Genomic DNA, 15,332 nt, shown 5'->3' on the forward strand with positions numbered 1-15,332 from the left:
AGAATATGATTTTAATTGTTGCGGTAGATGACAGGAATGGCATGACATTTAATCATCGGAGACAGAGTCAAGATAAACGATTGAGGGAACGGATACTTTCCATGACAAAAAATGGAAAGCTGTGGATGAATGCGTATTCGCATAAACAATTTGTGGGTTTTGAAGATACAGAACAGATTCAGGAAGCAGAGGATTTTTTGGAGAAAGCAGGAGAAAAGGATTACTGCTTCGTTGAAAATTTGGAAATTGAGAATTTCCGTGATAAGATTGAAAAAATAATATTGTGTAAATGGAATCGCAAGTATCCGGGAGATTTCTTCTTTACTATTGATGTGAATGATGGAAGTTGGAAACTGAAAGGTGTGGAAGAATTTTCAGGAAGTTCTCATGAGAAAATAACGTTGGAGGTATATGAGCATGAATAAGTGGAAAAAGAGTTGGATTGCGATTTTTATGGTTCTGATGCTTATGCTTAGTGGATGTGGTGCAGATGTTCAGGGAGAATCACAGCCATCAAAGGATCAGACAGTTACGGAACAACAGCAGGAAACCGTGGAACAGGAAGATTGGGAAATTATAGATGAAAGCGAACCGACAATAAATATAGGCGAAATACCGGAGTATTCTGGAGAAGCCTATGTCACGATTGCAAATAATATTCCAAACTTTACAGATTCAGAATTAAAAACGGAATCATTTGAAACCTATAGTGATTTGGATTCATTGGGAAGATGCGGTATAGCCTATGCCAATATCGGTCAGGATTTGATGCCGACAGAAGACAGAGGTTCCATTGGTCAGGTCAAGCCTTCTGGATGGCATACTGTAAAATATGACTGTGTCGATGGAAAGTACCTTTATAACCGCTGTCATTTGATTGGATTTCAATTAACTGCTGAGAATGCAAATACAAAGAACCTGATTACAGGAACCAGATATTTAAACGTGGAAGGAATGCTACCATTTGAAAATATGGTGGCAGATTACATAAAAGAAACTGGAAACCATGTGTTGTATCAGGTAACACCAATTTATGAAGGGGATAATCTGGTCGTAAGCGGTGTGCAGATGGAAGCAAAGTCCGTGGAAGATAATGGAGAAGGAATTCTTTTTAATGTGTATTGCTACAATGTACAACCGGGCATTACTATTGATTATGCTACAGGAGAAAGCCAGCTTTCCAATGATGGTGGTTCTTCAGCAGGAAGTACGGAAGGCAATAAAGAAGCGGAAAATGAGCAAAAGACAGAGTCCACCTATGTGTTGAACACTAATACAAAGAAATTTCATTTACCAAGTTGTTCCAGTTTAAATCAAATGAACGAGAGTAATAAAGGAGAGTTTACGGGTACAAGAGATGAACTAATTCAACAGGGATATGAACCTTGTAAAAGATGTCATCCATAAAGGATGAAGATGTTTGTTAAAAAGTCGTAATGAAACAATCCCCCGTGCTGTATGTGCATGGCTGCAAAGCTACACGGGCGGACAGATGGCGTAACCTGTAACCATGCATGGGCGATTGTAAAGAGGGGCTCATTCCCCTCCGCCATATTAGAACAAAAAAACAGTATTAGCTTGGTAGACTGAAAGTAGACTAAGAGTAGACTGACATTACTTTCCTTTTGTGTTATTCTTAAGATGCGGAAAAAAGAAACGGGACTGAAAGCATTTTGCTTTTGGTCTTTTTTTCTGTCGGAGCGTGGCTTTCCATCCTTTCCCACGCTGCGTACATAAAGGAAAGGGGTAATTAGTATGCCGAGAAAACCAATGAAACCGTGCTGTCATCCCGGCTGTCCCAAATTGACAGAGGGAAGGTATTGTGAAGAACATGAAGCACTACATCGTGGAGAACGGAAAAGTGCATCGGGACGTGGTTATAACAGTAAGTGGCAGCGGGCGAGAAAAAGATTCTTAAAAGAACATCCGTTGTGTTGTAAATGTGAGGAAGAAGGAAAATATGTGAGAGCAACAATTGTGGATCACATTAAACCACATCGTGGTGATCCAATCCTCTTTTGGGATGAAGAGAATTGGCAGCCTTTATGCAAACATCATCATGATGTAAAAACCATGACGGAAGATCGGTATCAGGAATATCGATATTGATTGGAAATACCAGACAATGGTGGGGGTATCAAATCTCTACAAATTTGTTGAACATTGACCGCCGCCCCCTCAAACGTGAATTTTCGCAGAATTAAACAGGGGGGATAGGAAAAAAGGACAAGAGTTTTCGCAGAAGGTGTTGTAAAACAAGCAGTTATTCGCAAAATGGGGTATGAGTATTTTGTTAAAAAGTTAGGGAAAATAGGAATAATAAGGGTCAAAATGCAGTAAAAATGGCTGTGTTTTGACCTGTTTTTTATGTCTGGAAACAGGAAGGATGGTGAGAGGCATGACAGAATTACAAGCCGAACAGATTAGGAAAATGCGGACGCAGGGAGTTGGCTATCGTGCCATCGCTTCCGTGGTAGGGCTGTCCCGTGACATTGTGAGGAACTATTGTCGGTCGCATGGTATGGATGGATATGCTTCTGCGCTTACAAAAAACATTCAGGAACAGATGATGTTAGGAAAGGCGTGTTTGTATTGTGGAGCAGAATTGATACAACCATCTACAGGTAGACCAAAGAAGTTTTGCTCAGATAAGTGCAGACGGGAATGGTGGAAAGCACACCCAGAAAAACTGCATCGGAAAGACACGGCAATTTATACCATGACCTGTGCGAGATGCGGAAAAGAATTTACGAGTTATGGAAATAAGAATAGAAAGTATTGCAGTCATGACTGTTATATAAAAGCACGATTTTGGGAGGGATTGGAAGATGGAGTTCAGAAAGCTGCGGATTAAGGATTTGATTCCGGCATCATATAATCCGAGAAAGAAACTCAAGCCGGGAGATAAGGAATTTGAAAAAATAAAAAACAGTATTACGGAGTTCGGATATGTTGAGCCGATTATTGTGAATTCAGATATGACGATTATCGGTGGACATCAGAGAGCCACGGTTCTTCAAACATTAGGGTATGATGAAATTGATTGTATTGTCATTGAAATTGATAAAACAAAAGAGAAAGCGCTGAATATTGCCCTGAATAAAATTACAGGAGAATGGAATCAGGAACTTTTAGCAGATTTGATTGAAGATTTGCAAAAATCAGATTTTGATGTTGGATTTACCGGATTTGAACCGCCGGAAATTGAGCAGTTATTTAATAAGGTTCATGATAAAAAAATCAAAGAAGATGATTTTGATGTGGATGCTGAGTTGAAGAAACCTGCCATGACAAAGCAGGGAGATGTGTGGATGCTTGGAATGCACCGACTGGTGTGTGGGGATTCCACTTTACCTGAGACTTATGAAAAACTTATGGAAGGAAAGAAAGCTAATCTTGTAGTAACTGATCCGCCATATAATGTAAATTATGAAGGAAGTGCAGGGAAAATCCAAAATGATAATTTGGAAGACGATAAATTCTATAATTTTTTGTTTGCTGCATTCGTGAATATGGAACAGAACATGGAACGTGATGCTTCCATTTATGTGTTCCATGCGGATACTGAGGGATTAAACTTCCGCAGGGCGTTTAAAGCAGCAGGATTTTATCTTTCCGGTACATGCATTTGGAAAAAGCAGTCATTGGTTTTAGGAAGAAGTCCCTATCAATGGCAGCATGAGCCGATTTTATTTGGATGGAAGTTGGGTGGAAAGCATATGTGGTATTCAGACAGAAAGCAGTCCACCATATGGGAATATGACCGTCCGAAGAAAAATGATATGCATCCGACTATGAAACCTGTGGAACTGGTGGCATATCCAATCCGTAACTCTAGTATGAGTAATTGCATTGTCTTAGATCCATTTGGTGGAAGCGGTTCTACGATGATTGCCTGTGAACAGACAGGGCGTATTTGCAGAACGATAGAACTGGATGAAAAATATGCGGATGTGATAGTACATCGTTATATGGAATTTGTGGGAAGTGCAGAAGATGTGTATGTAATACGGGATGGGAAGAAAATAAAATATTCAGAGCTAATGAAGGAAGGTGACACGCATGACGCAGTTGACCTTCCTTGATTTATGCTCAGGTATTGGCGGGTTCCGTTTAGGTTTGGAATCTGCCGGCCATAAGTGTGTGGGATATTGTGAATATGATAAATTTGCAAGAGCTTCATACGAAGCAATGTATGATACGGAAGGAGAGTGGAAAGCGGATGATGTCACAAAACTTAAACCATCCGATGTGCCAAGAGCAGACATCTGGTGCTTTGGATTCCCCTGTCAGGATATTTCAGTCGCAGGAAAGCAGCGGGGACTGGTCGGAAAAAGAAGTGGAATATATTTTAACATTATTGATCTACTCAAAGGCAAAGAAGAAAGTGATAAGCCCACATACCTTTTTGTTGAAAACGTTAAGAACCTGCTATCAATTAATGCAGGATTCGATTTTGCCACGGTTTTGTCTGAAATGGGAGAAGCAGGGTATGACTGTCGCTGGCAGGTGCTTAACTCAAAAGACTATGGAGTTCCACAAAACAGAGAGCGCGTGTTCATTATCGCAAATCTTAGAAGCAGAGGTAGACGAGAAATATTATCTCTCAGAGGAAAAAACAAAGCAGCTCTTAACCAGATTATAGGCGGAATGCAGGGATACCGAGTATATGATTCTCAGGGAGTTTCAACTACATTGATTGGAAATGCAGGGGGAATGGGAGCGAAGACAGGACTTTATTTTATAGATCAAAGCAAAGTTGCACCGAAGATTACGGATACTGCAAGATGCCTGACCGCAAGATACACAGCGGGAATGGTAAATCATACGGCAATGAATTCTGCGGTTATGGAAGTGCATCCTGTTTTGACACCGGAGCGGATGGAAAAACGTCAGAATGGAAGACGAATGAAAGAAGATGGAGAGCCAATGTTCACGCTGACCTCCCAAGATCGCCACGGTGTGTATTTTTGTGAGAAACCCGTTAAATCCGTGAAAGTGAAAAACGCAACAAAAACTGGATACGAAGAAGCACATCTGGGAGATGGAATTGTACTTGCGTATCCGAATAGCGATACCCGCCGTGGAAGAGTCGGAAAAGGATGTTCACAGACATTAGATACCGGATGTCAGATGGGGACATTGATGAGGTGTGGAAGAATTCGGAGATTGACACCAAAAGAATGCTTTCGATTGCAGGGATTTCCAGATGAATTATACGAGCGTGCCGCTTCCGTGAATTCTGATTCACAGTTGTATAAGCAGGCGGGAAATGCCGTAACAGCGACGGTTGCGTATGCATTGGCGATGTGTCTTCCCGAAAGTCAGAAAGATGGTTAAAATGCTTGACTTTATGGGCGTTTAGAGTGATGTATGTAGTACCAAAAAAGAAGGGAGACTGCATACATGAGAATTGAAACAATCTGTGAAAACAGAAAAGAACTGGTAAAAGCGGTGGCAGAAATATTGGGAGAACCTTCAAAATATTTAGGACCACCGAGTTTTGGATACCGGATAGGGGGTGCAATTGTGGATCGTGACGGAAACATTGAAATAGAAGATGACGAAATTCTTCGGAAAGAACTGCAGCGAAGGGGATTTATTGAAAATAATCAGGGAGAGTTAAATTTACAGATTCCAATAGAAGGTCATACCGCCGAGAGCATCCGAAATCTTATTTTTATGATTCATAGTAAACAGTATCTTTTGAAGCGGGCTGTCGGTACAGAAGTGCTGCACATGAGTGAACGTCTGATTGAGAGATTATCAGAAGAAAAAGATGCGGATATGAACAGGGTAATGGAGATTTTTGAAGAAGAAAAAGTACATTGCTTTGGATTGGAGTTTGTGGCTGACAAAATTGTTTTTAACGGATTTCCGATGGAAGCAGAAAGTACAATTTCTTTTGCGGAATTGACCTGCATGATGGCAGAACGTGCAAAAGAGATGAAGTGGATTAATCCTGTGGAGACAATTGAGGCAAATGAAAAATATTATATGCGCATCTGGTTGATTCGTCTAGGACTTGGAGGAAAAGGCGGAAAGAAAACAAGGGATCTCCTTTTGAAGAATCTGAAAGGGAACACGGCTTTTCGGACGGAAGAAGAAAAGGAACGTGCAAAAGAGCGCAATCGGCAGAGAGCCGCTGAACGGAAAGTAACACAGGAATAGTTTTCTGTAAAATACACAATTTCTCTCCTGAATTTTTGTGTACATTATTGTTTGAAATGACTGGATAATATGTGCTTTTAGAGTGATATATAGAATATAGACTACGAAAAAAAAACACATAGGAGGCGCAACAAAATGAAAACACAGAAGTTCGGGATTGAAATTGAATTAACCGGAATCACCAGAAAAAAAGCGGCAGATGTTATTGCAGAATATTTCGGAACAGAGAAATTTTATATCGGGACGTATTATCAAACTTACGGGGCAAAAGACCGTAAAGGAAGAACGTGGAAAGCAACATTTGACTCCAGTATTATTGCACAGAGAAAAAAGGGTGGAAGAAGGGAGCCTGCCTCGGAAGAATATAAATGTGAAATTGTTAGTCCGATTTTAGAATATGAAGACTTGGAAGATTTGCAGGAAATTGTTCGTCAGCTTCGGCATAAGGGAGCATTCGCAAGTGATCAATGCGGCATTCATATCCACGTGGATGCAGGCAGATATACACCTAAGACTTTACGCAATCTGGTAAATATCATCGCAAGCAAAGAGGATATTTTGTATAAAGCTTTACAAATTGATCCGGCCAGGCTTCGATGGTGTAAAAAGACAAATGAACAGTTGATTCAAACGATTAATAAAAGAAAACCCAAAACGATGGAAGAATTAAAAGACATCTGGTATGAGGGGAGTCATAGAAGAAGGACAGACCATTACAACGATACCAGATACCACGGTTTAAATCTTCATGCGACTTTCACAAAAGGAACGGTAGAGTTCCGATTGTTTAACAGCACTACGCATGCAGGGGAAATTAAAGCATACATACAATTCTGCCTTGCAGTCAGCCATCAGGCATTGACGCAAAAGAAAGCGAGTGCCAGAAGAACAGTTACAGATAATGAAAAATACGCATTCCGGTGTTGGATGCTCCGGTTGGGATTAAACGGGGATGAATTCAAAACCTGCAGGCTTCATTTTCTGAAACATATGGAAGGAAATTCTGCATGGAGACATGCTACTTGAAGGGAATAGGCACAGCCCCACCAATAGCGGTCGAGAGACCGTCTTGAGGTGGTAGGAGGGAGACCTCACTATCAACAGAGAAAGGATGAAACGAATATGAAGAAGTTGTATATTGCCTATGGCAGTAACATGGATGAGGAGCAGATGGCATTCCGATGCCCGACTGCAACTTTAGTAGGAACAGCAATCGTGGAAGGGTATGAGTTAATATTCAAAGGTTCACGAACAGGTTCGTATGCTACGATAGAACCAAAGGAGGGAAGCATCGTTCCGGTATTGGTTTGGGAAATCGGTCAAATGGATGAAAGAAGACTTGACTATTATGAAGGATATCCGAATTTTTACTATAAGAAGATGCTGGAGGTGCAAATCAAGGGGAAAATAAAAAGTGCGATGGTGTATATTATGGATGAGCAAAGGAAAATAGGAGTACCAAGTGCAGGATATTATCGGACTTTGGAACAGGCATATGAAAAGTTTGGGTTTGAGGAAGATGTTCTGAAGCAGGCTTTGAAAAATTCAATCAAGGAGGTGCAGCATGGTATTTCCGAATAGAAAAATTGTGGAGAATATTCGCAGAGAATATCCAGTCGGTACCAGAGTAGAACTTGTAAGAATGAATGATAAACAGGCACCGCCAGTTGGCATGACAGGGACCGTTCTCGGAGTGGATGACACGGCATCCCTTCTGATGCATTGGGATAATGGATCAGGACTGAATGTGATTTATGGGGAAGATTGTGTAAAAAAGATACCCATAGTCAGAACTGTTTGTTATGGAAAGACAGAGGAGTGGTATTCGAGGGAGAAAGCAGAAGAATTTTTCTTTCAGGCAATTTTGGAAAGTGAAGGGAGTGAACAGAGCCGATACATGAAGATATATAATGAGTTAAAAATGGGATTGGACTTTTGTACGGATGGAGAAGACGTCTAAAGAAAATTTGTGCAGATTGTGGTACGGATATTGCTGGATATAAACAAGAGTCAGAGGTAACATGTGTGTACAAAAAGAACAGGAGAATTATTATGGGAGAAACATACAGAGGGTTTCAAATTACAATCGCTTGGAATAGTGAAACTACAGGATATGATTTTATTATTACCCCGCCGGACAATGGGAAAATAATTACAAGTGAAGATTCATATTTTTATGATTACAATGCTGTGAAAGCAGCAAAAGTAAAAATCGATGAACTTTTCAAGTAAAAACGAAAGGTGCTGAGATAAAAAAGACTTCTTCGGAGGTCTTTTTTTAGTGATGTTTTGGAAGGAGGTGAGAGCAATGGCACAGAGAGGAAGAAAACCTAAGCCTACGGCAGTAAAAGTATTGGAAGGCAATCCGGGGAAAAGAAGTCTGAATACAAACGAGCCGAAGCCTGTGAAGAAAGCACCGAGATGTCCTGCGTGGCTGGAAGATGAGGCAAAGAAGGAATGGAAGCGGATGGCAAAACAGATGGAGCAGTTGGGTATTCTGACAGAAATTGATATGGCTGCTTTTGCAGGTTACTGTCAGGCGTATGCGCGATGGAAAGAAGCGGAGGAATTTATTACTCAGCATGGAACAATCGTAAAGACACCATCCGGTTATTGGCAGCAGGTTCCACAGGTGTCCATTGCCCAGACCTATCTGAAAATCATGAATAAATTCTGTGAGCAGTTTGGACTGACACCTTCTGCAAGAAGCAGGATTGTTACGGACAATGGTGATGATAAAGAAAGCGATGCAATGGAACTTCTGCTGATAAAGGGAGGTGGTGGATAGTGTATGATCAAACAAAAGCGGATCATGCCGTAAATTTTATTAATTGTTTGAAACACACGAAAGGGCAATGGAGAGGTGTCCCGTTTGAGCTGCTTCCGTGGCAGGATAAAATCATCCGTGATATTTTTGGAACGGTAAAAGAAAATGGCTATCGTCAATATAATACTGCATATGTGGAGATTCCAAAGAAAAATGGAAAATCAGAACTGGCTGCTGCGGTGGCTCTGCTGATGACCTGTGGTGACGGAGAATGGGGGGCGGAAGTCTACGGATGTGCTTCTGACCGTCAGCAGGCTTCGATCGTATTTGATGTGGCAGTTGATATGGTGGATCAATGTCCGGCTCTGAAGAAAAGAATTAAGCCAATCATGTCTGTAAAGCGGTTAGTATATCAGCCGACAAACAGTTTCTATCAGGTACTTTCTGCTGAAGCATATACCAAGCACGGCTTGAATGTACACGCAGTAATTTTTGATGAACTTCATGCGCAGCCGAATCGGGAGTTATTCGATGTCATGACAAAGGGTTCAGGTGATGCAAGAACACAGCCATTGTATTTTTTGATTACGACCGCCGGAACGGATCGCAATTCCATTTGTTTTGAACAGCACCAAAAAGCAGGAGACATTCTTATGGGAAGAAAGATTGATCCGACTTTTTATCCCGTGATTTATGGTATTGCGGACGATGATGATTGGGGAAGTGAAGAAAGCTGGTATAAGGCAAATCCGTCTTTGGGGCATACGATAGCATTGGAAAAAGTGCAGAATGCTTATCAGAGTGCGAAAGAAAATCCGGCAGAAGAAAATATTTTCCGGCAGCTCCGATTGAATCAATGGGTAAAACAATCTACCAGATGGATGCCTATGGATCGGTGGGATGAATGTGACTTTGAAGTAGATCAGGATAGTCTGCTTGGAAGAGAATGTTATGCCGGACTTGACCTTTCCAGTACTTCGGACATTACAGCGTTTGTTTTAGTGTTTCCGCCGAGAACGGAGGAAGAAAAATATAGCATACTGCCATTTTTTTGGATACCGGAAGAAAATTTACAACTTCGTGTGAGGAGAGATCACGTTCCTTATGACGTGTGGGAAAAGCAGGGACATCTTCAGATGACGGAAGGAAATGTAATTCATTATGGTTTCATTGAAAAATTCATCGAGGATTTGGGAATGAAATATCATATTTTGGAAATCGCATTTGACCGTTGGGGAGCAGTTCAGATGGTACAAAATCTTGAGGGTATGGGGTTTACTGTCGTACCTTTCGGGCAGGGATATAAAGATATGAGTCCGCCAACGAAAGAATTAATGAAGCTGACATTGGAGAAAAAACTGGCACATGGCGGTCATCCAGTTCTCAGATGGATGATGGATAATGTTTTTGTCCGTCAAGATCCGGCAGGAAATATTAAGATGGATAAGGAAAAATCTACAGAAAAAATAGATGGGGCAGTCGCAACAGTTATGGCACTTGATCGTGCAATCCGTAATGAAGGCACAACAGGAAGTGTATATGATGAGCGTGGCATTATTTCATTTTGATAAAACAGGAGGCAGAGTATGGGATTACGGGAATTATTTGGTTTAAGGGGAGCAAGGGACAAACCGACAAATAGTTATAATTCAGGAGTATCTTTTTTATTTGGAAGAAGCACAAGCGGTATTTCCGTAAATGAAAGAACCGCCATGCAGACAACAGCAGTATATTCCTGTGTCAGAATTCTTGCAGAAGCAATAGCTTCTCTTCCCCTTCACTTGTATCGTTATACGGATAAAGGAAAAGAAAGAGTATTTGACCATCCGCTTTATCATATTCTTCACGATGAACCAAATGAAGAAATGACATCTTTCGTATTCCGGGAAGTCTTGATGAGCCATTTACTGATATGGGGAAATGCCTATGCGCAGATCATCCGTGATGGAAGAGGTCAGGTATTAGGATTGTATCCGCTTCTGCCGGATAAAATGGAAGTTGACCGTGCGGAAAATGGAGAACTTTATTATATTTACACACGGAACACAGAAGAGAATCCCAATTTTAAGGATTATGGACGGATCTACCTTCGCAGGGAAGATGTGCTGCATATACCGGGATTAGGATTTGATGGTTTAGTGGGATATTCTCCGATTGCTATGGCTAAAAATGCAGTAGGGATGACACTTGCCTGTGAAGAATACGGGGCATCGTTTTTTGCAAATGGAGCAACACCGGGTGGTGTTTTGGAACATCCGGGCGTTCTGAAAGATCCCGCAAAGGTAAGGGATAGCTGGCATAAGGTGTATGGGGGTTCAAGAAATGCAGGAAAAGTGGCTGTTCTGGAAGAAGGAATGAAATATCAGCAGATAGGGATTCCGCCGGAAGAGGCACAGTTTTTGGAGACAAGGAAATTTCAAATCAATGAGATTGCAAGGATGTATCGGATTCCTCCACATATGGTAGGGGACTTGGAGAAATCCAGTTTTTCTAACATAGAGCAGCAGTCTTTGGAGTTTGTGAAATACACATTAGATCCGTGGGTAGTCAGGTGGGAACAGGCTTTGCAGAAAGCATTGTTATTGCCACAGGAAAAGAATGAGTATTTTATAAAACTAAATGTGGATGGATTATTGCGGGGGGACTATGCCAGCCGAATGAATGGGTACGCCGTAGGCCGGCAGAATGGATGGCTGTCAGCAAATGATATCCGGGAAATGGAAGATCAGAATCCAATTCCAGAAGAAGACGGAGGAGATTTATATCTTGTGAATGGAAGCATGACAAAGCTGGCAGATGCAGGAGCCTTTGCAGGAAAGGCAGGAGGTAATATGCCGCAGGTTTAAAAGATTTATGCTCAACTGGAGTTGAGCAACACTATGTTGCATAGTGGAACAATATGCTACTGTTTGGTGACAAGAGTAAAAAGCAGAAGATCCCATGAAAGTGGAGGATTGAAGCAGAACAAGCGGAATATAACAAAAAATAGAAGGCTTTTTCTTTTGAAAGTGGAGGATAAATCCAAAATTAGATGAAAATATCAAAAATAATAAAGTGTGTTTTAAGGACGATAATCAGAAACAGAGTATCTGGTTGTGGTCCTTTTTGTGTGCTTAAAACACAGTCGTAAAAGGAGGGACAGGATGAAACGGAAGTTTTGGAACTGGGTAAGAAATGAAAATGATGAGAGCAGAACCCTGTTTCTAAACGGAGAGATTTCCGATGAAACATGGTACGGAGATGAAGTGACTCCCAAAATGTTCAAAGAAGAATTACAAGATGGAGAAGGAGATATCACGGTATGGATCAATAGTCCGGGAGGAGATGTATTCGCAGCAGCACAGATTTATAACATGTTGATGGACTACAAAGGGAATGTGACTGTGAAAATTGATGGGCTGGCTGCTTCAGCAGCATCCGTGATTGCAATGGCGGGAACGGAAGTACAGATGTCTCCTGTGGCGATGATGATGATTCATAATCCTGCGACCATTGCTATCGGTGATTCTTCAGAAATGAAAAAGGCAATCGACATGTTGGATGAAGTAAAGGAATCCATTATGAATGCTTATGAAATTAAAACGGGACTATCAAGATCGAGGATTTCACATTTGATGGATGCGGAAAGCTGGTTCAATGCAAAGAAAGCTGTAGAACTTGGCTTTGCAGATAAGCTTCTTTTTTCTAAAGAGGAAACCGAAGCGGAAGAAGAAAAAGAGTTGGAAATGGAAGCAGTAATGTTTTCACGAAAAGCGGTGACGAATTCGCTGATGTCAAAATTGATTTCCAAACCAGAAAAAAAGACACCCATTGAACAGTTAGAAAAGAGACTTAGTCTCTTGGCACATTAAAAGAGGAGGATTTTTAATATGAATCAGATTTTAGCATTAAGAGAGAAAAGAGCAAAAGCGTGGGAGGCAGCAAAGGCATTTTTAGAATCTAAACGAGAAACGGACGGGTTGCTTTCAGCAGAAGATACGGCCACTTATGACCGTATGGAAGCGGATGTGGTTAATCTTGGAAAAGAGATCGAGCGTTTAGAAAGACAGGCAGCTATTGATGCAGAACTGAATAAGCCTACTAGTCATCCGATTACAAATCAGCCGGGGAAAGGTAATGGTGGAGAAGAAAAAACAGGAAGAGCCTCAGCGGCTTATAAAACTGCATTTTGGAATGCGATGAGAAAGAAAAATTATCTTGATATTCAGAATGCTCTTCAGGTTGGAACAGATTCAGAAGGAGGTTATTTGGTTCCCGATGAATATGAAAGAACTCTGGTGGAAGCGTTGGAAGAAGAAAACTTTTTCCGAAGTCTGGCAACCGTGATTCAGACCTCCAGCGGAGATCGTAAAATTCCTATCGTGGCATCCAAAGGAGAAGCAAAGTGGATTGATGAAGAAGCGGCATATCCAGAATCTGATGACAGCTTTGGACAGATTTCCATTAGTGCATATAAGGTTGCGACCATGATTAAAGTTTCGGATGAGTTGTTAAACGATAACGTGTTTAATTTGGAAGCCTATATTTCTAAAGAATTCGGACGAAGAATCGGAACGAAGGAAGAAGAAGCATTTTTTACCGGAGATGGCAAGGGAAAACCGACAGGAATCTTTAATGCTACAGGCGGAGCTTCTGATGGAGTCACGACCGCAGGCGCAAGCATTACGTTTGACGATGTTATGGATTTATTTTATTCTCTGCGATCCCCATATCGTAAAAAAGCGGTATGGATGCTCAATGACAGCACCGTAAAAGCGTTACGTAAATTAAAAGATGGGAACGGGAATTATATTTGGCAACCGTCCGTGCAGGCGGGAGTGCCGGACATGATTTTGAACCGCCCATATTTTACGTCTTCATTTGTACCGGAAATTGCAGCCGGACAGAAGATTATGGCATTTGGAGATTTTTCCTATTACTGGATTGCGGACAGGCAGGGACGTTCTTTTAAACGCCTGAATGAGTTATTTGCTGCAACTGGGCAGGTTGGTTTTCTTGCAAGCCAGAGGGTAGACGGGAAATTAATTCTTCCTGAAGCAGTAAAAACGATGAAACTGAAAGAAACGAGATAAGAAGGAGGGGTGTCTGCATGCTGATTACACTAGAAGAAGCGAAAGAATATTTGAAGGTGGAATATGAGGATGAAGACACCCTGATTCAAACGCTGATCAATTCTTCCGAAATATTGTGTAGAGATATTATACGGCGTGATATTCTGCCGGAGGATGCTGCCGTAAAAACTGCTATATTATATGCGGTGGGTGTGATGTTTGAAAACCGTGGCACGAATGAAGAAACGGAAAAAATGATTCCTACATTGAAAAATATTCTTTCTTCCAATCGTGAGGAGGTGTTCTGATGGATATTGGTTCAATGCGACAACGGATTATTCTTCAAAAGCATATATTACACACAGACGAAATCGGAAACCACCAGTCTCATTGGGAGAAATTTTATTCATGTTTTGCTTATGTAAATCTTGCGTCTGGAAAAGAAAATGTTACGGATATAGAAACGCTATCGGAAGATACATTGGTGTTTATATTACGTTGGTGTGAAAAATTGAGAGAAATCAATAAAAAACAATATCGGATTTTGTTTGAAAATGAGGTTTATAACATCATTTGTGTGGATGATGTGCAGTTTACGCATAAAAAATTAAAACTGACAGCAGTTCGGGAGATACGAGGTGGAAAGAATGAGCAGACGGGTGACATCTAATCAATTGGCATCAGAGATCATGAATGCTTTGAAAGAGTATAAAGAAGTGACAGATGATGTTGTAAAGCAGGCGGTCAATACAGTTTCTGAAGAAACAAAGAAAATGGTACAATCTGCTTCTCCCACAGATAGCGGCGGATACAAGAAAGGGTGGACTGCGAAAAAGATGAAAGATTCTGCAAGTAAAACAGAGGTTGTCGTTTATAATCGCAGTAAACCCGGACTAACTCATTTATTGGAGAAAGGCCATGCAAAGCGAGGAGGGGGCAGGGTAGAAGCAAAAGTGCATATTACACCAGCGGAATCCTATGCCATATCACAGCTTGAAGATAAGATCGTGAAAGGATTGAAATGATGGAATTAAAAAATATTATGAAGTTATTAGGTGGTCTTGGAATTCCCATCGCATATCATCACTTTGCAGAAGGAGAATCTCCAGAACCGCCATTTTTAATTTATTTGACTCCGGGAAGCCATAATTTCTCCGCAGATGGAATGGTGTACTTTAAGGTAAAGCAATTAGATGTGGAATTATACACAGATAAAAAAGATCTTGCACTTGAAGAAGAATTGGAGAAGATCTTGGATGCACAGGGGATTTTCTATAACAAGACAGAAACATATATCAAATCAGAAAAACTGTATGAAGTGTTGTATGAATTGGAGGTATAGC

General features: G+C 41.0%; 20 protein-coding genes. All 20 read left to right on the plus strand.

The annotated features are described in order from the left end of the window. Positions 1 to 5: 5 nt before the first annotated feature. The 20 genes from ACYQ35_RS09235 to ACYQ35_RS09330 all read left to right on the plus strand — a co-directional run bounded on the left by ACYQ35_RS09235 (position 6) and on the right by ACYQ35_RS09330 (position 15,331). A complete protein-coding gene (locus ACYQ35_RS09235) occupies positions 6 to 425 on the plus strand; it encodes a ribonuclease Z (protein ID WP_156341937.1) in 420 nt (139 codons plus the stop codon). After that, positions 418 to 1,407, plus strand: a complete 990-nt coding sequence (locus tag ACYQ35_RS09240; RefSeq protein ID WP_178601329.1) for a DNA/RNA non-specific endonuclease — start codon at positions 418 to 420, stop codon at positions 1,405 to 1,407. Before ACYQ35_RS09235 ends, ACYQ35_RS09240 begins: the two co-directional genes overlap by 8 nt. Before the next feature lie 348 nt (positions 1,408 to 1,755). After that, positions 1,756 to 2,109, plus strand: coding sequence for an HNH endonuclease (locus tag ACYQ35_RS09245; RefSeq protein WP_029730683.1), 354 nt, complete (start codon positions 1,756 to 1,758; stop codon positions 2,107 to 2,109). A gap of 289 nt (positions 2,110 to 2,398) precedes the next feature. Beyond that, positions 2,399 to 2,854 (plus strand): hypothetical protein, encoded by a 456-nt coding sequence (locus ACYQ35_RS09250; RefSeq protein WP_009262608.1) that lies wholly within the window; start codon positions 2,399 to 2,401, stop codon positions 2,852 to 2,854. After that, the gene (locus ACYQ35_RS09255; RefSeq protein ID WP_244342646.1) at positions 2,829 to 4,085 is read left to right on the plus strand and encodes a site-specific DNA-methyltransferase; all 1,257 of its coding nucleotides are present in this window, start codon (positions 2,829 to 2,831) and stop codon (positions 4,083 to 4,085) included. Before ACYQ35_RS09250 ends, ACYQ35_RS09255 begins: the two co-directional genes overlap by 26 nt. After that, entirely contained in the window at positions 4,063 to 5,340 is a 1,278-nt protein-coding gene (locus ACYQ35_RS09260) for a DNA cytosine methyltransferase (RefSeq protein ID WP_029730681.1), read from the plus strand. The genes ACYQ35_RS09255 and ACYQ35_RS09260 overlap by 23 nt, the downstream gene beginning before the upstream one ends. Before the next feature lie 66 nt (positions 5,341 to 5,406). Next, positions 5,407 to 6,171 (plus strand): phage terminase small subunit P27 family, encoded by a 765-nt coding sequence (locus ACYQ35_RS09265; protein ID WP_459832686.1) that lies wholly within the window; start codon positions 5,407 to 5,409, stop codon positions 6,169 to 6,171. 135 nt (positions 6,172 to 6,306) lie between these two features. Further along, complete coding sequence (locus ACYQ35_RS09270) at positions 6,307 to 7,197, plus strand: amidoligase family protein (protein WP_459832691.1); 891 nt, start codon at positions 6,307 to 6,309, stop codon at positions 7,195 to 7,197. A 96-nt stretch (positions 7,198 to 7,293) separates the two neighbouring features. Continuing rightward, the gene (locus ACYQ35_RS09275; RefSeq protein ID WP_459832696.1) at positions 7,294 to 7,752 is read left to right on the plus strand and encodes a gamma-glutamylcyclotransferase family protein; all 459 of its coding nucleotides are present in this window, start codon (positions 7,294 to 7,296) and stop codon (positions 7,750 to 7,752) included. Continuing rightward, entirely contained in the window at positions 7,736 to 8,131 is a 396-nt protein-coding gene (locus ACYQ35_RS09280; protein ID WP_459832702.1) for a DUF4314 domain-containing protein, read from the plus strand. Before ACYQ35_RS09275 ends, ACYQ35_RS09280 begins: the two co-directional genes overlap by 17 nt. A 92-nt stretch (positions 8,132 to 8,223) precedes the next feature. Next, positions 8,224 to 8,403, plus strand: a complete 180-nt coding sequence (locus ACYQ35_RS09285; protein ID WP_459832705.1) for a hypothetical protein — start codon at positions 8,224 to 8,226, stop codon at positions 8,401 to 8,403. A 76-nt stretch (positions 8,404 to 8,479) separates the two neighbouring features. Next, positions 8,480 to 8,959 carry a phage terminase small subunit P27 family gene (locus ACYQ35_RS09290; protein WP_009266521.1) on the plus strand — a complete coding sequence of 160 codons (480 nt, stop codon included), beginning with the start codon at positions 8,480 to 8,482 and terminating at the stop codon, positions 8,957 to 8,959. Continuing rightward, positions 8,959 to 10,506, plus strand: coding sequence for a terminase large subunit (locus ACYQ35_RS09295; protein ID WP_459832711.1), 1,548 nt, complete (start codon positions 8,959 to 8,961; stop codon positions 10,504 to 10,506). The genes ACYQ35_RS09290 and ACYQ35_RS09295 overlap by 1 nt, the downstream gene beginning before the upstream one ends. An 18-nt stretch (positions 10,507 to 10,524) precedes the next feature. Continuing rightward, a complete protein-coding gene (locus ACYQ35_RS09300; RefSeq protein WP_055179977.1) occupies positions 10,525 to 11,784 on the plus strand; it encodes a phage portal protein in 1,260 nt (419 codons plus the stop codon). A gap of 297 nt (positions 11,785 to 12,081) precedes the next feature. Continuing rightward, complete coding sequence (locus tag ACYQ35_RS09305; RefSeq protein ID WP_459832717.1) at positions 12,082 to 12,789, plus strand: head maturation protease, ClpP-related; 708 nt, start codon at positions 12,082 to 12,084, stop codon at positions 12,787 to 12,789. Between the two features lie 18 nt (positions 12,790 to 12,807). Next, positions 12,808 to 14,010: a phage major capsid protein gene (locus ACYQ35_RS09310; RefSeq protein ID WP_459832722.1), complete on the plus strand. Its 1,203-nt coding sequence runs from the start codon at positions 12,808 to 12,810 to the stop codon at positions 14,008 to 14,010. A 17-nt stretch (positions 14,011 to 14,027) separates the two neighbouring features. Next, positions 14,028 to 14,297: a head-tail connector protein gene (locus ACYQ35_RS09315; protein ID WP_459832725.1), complete on the plus strand. Its 270-nt coding sequence runs from the start codon at positions 14,028 to 14,030 to the stop codon at positions 14,295 to 14,297. Then, positions 14,297 to 14,659 carry a phage head closure protein gene (locus ACYQ35_RS09320; RefSeq protein WP_009266515.1) on the plus strand — a complete coding sequence of 121 codons (363 nt, stop codon included), beginning with the start codon at positions 14,297 to 14,299 and terminating at the stop codon, positions 14,657 to 14,659. The genes ACYQ35_RS09315 and ACYQ35_RS09320 overlap by 1 nt, the downstream gene beginning before the upstream one ends. Beyond that, positions 14,637 to 15,014: an HK97 gp10 family phage protein gene (locus tag ACYQ35_RS09325; protein ID WP_459832729.1), complete on the plus strand. Its 378-nt coding sequence runs from the start codon at positions 14,637 to 14,639 to the stop codon at positions 15,012 to 15,014. The genes ACYQ35_RS09320 and ACYQ35_RS09325 overlap by 23 nt, the downstream gene beginning before the upstream one ends. Next, a complete protein-coding gene (locus ACYQ35_RS09330; protein WP_370771581.1) occupies positions 15,014 to 15,331 on the plus strand; it encodes a hypothetical protein in 318 nt (105 codons plus the stop codon). The genes ACYQ35_RS09325 and ACYQ35_RS09330 overlap by 1 nt, the downstream gene beginning before the upstream one ends. The last annotated feature ends 1 nt before the right edge of the window (position 15,332 follow it).

The organism is Faecalimonas hominis (assembly GCF_054660755.1).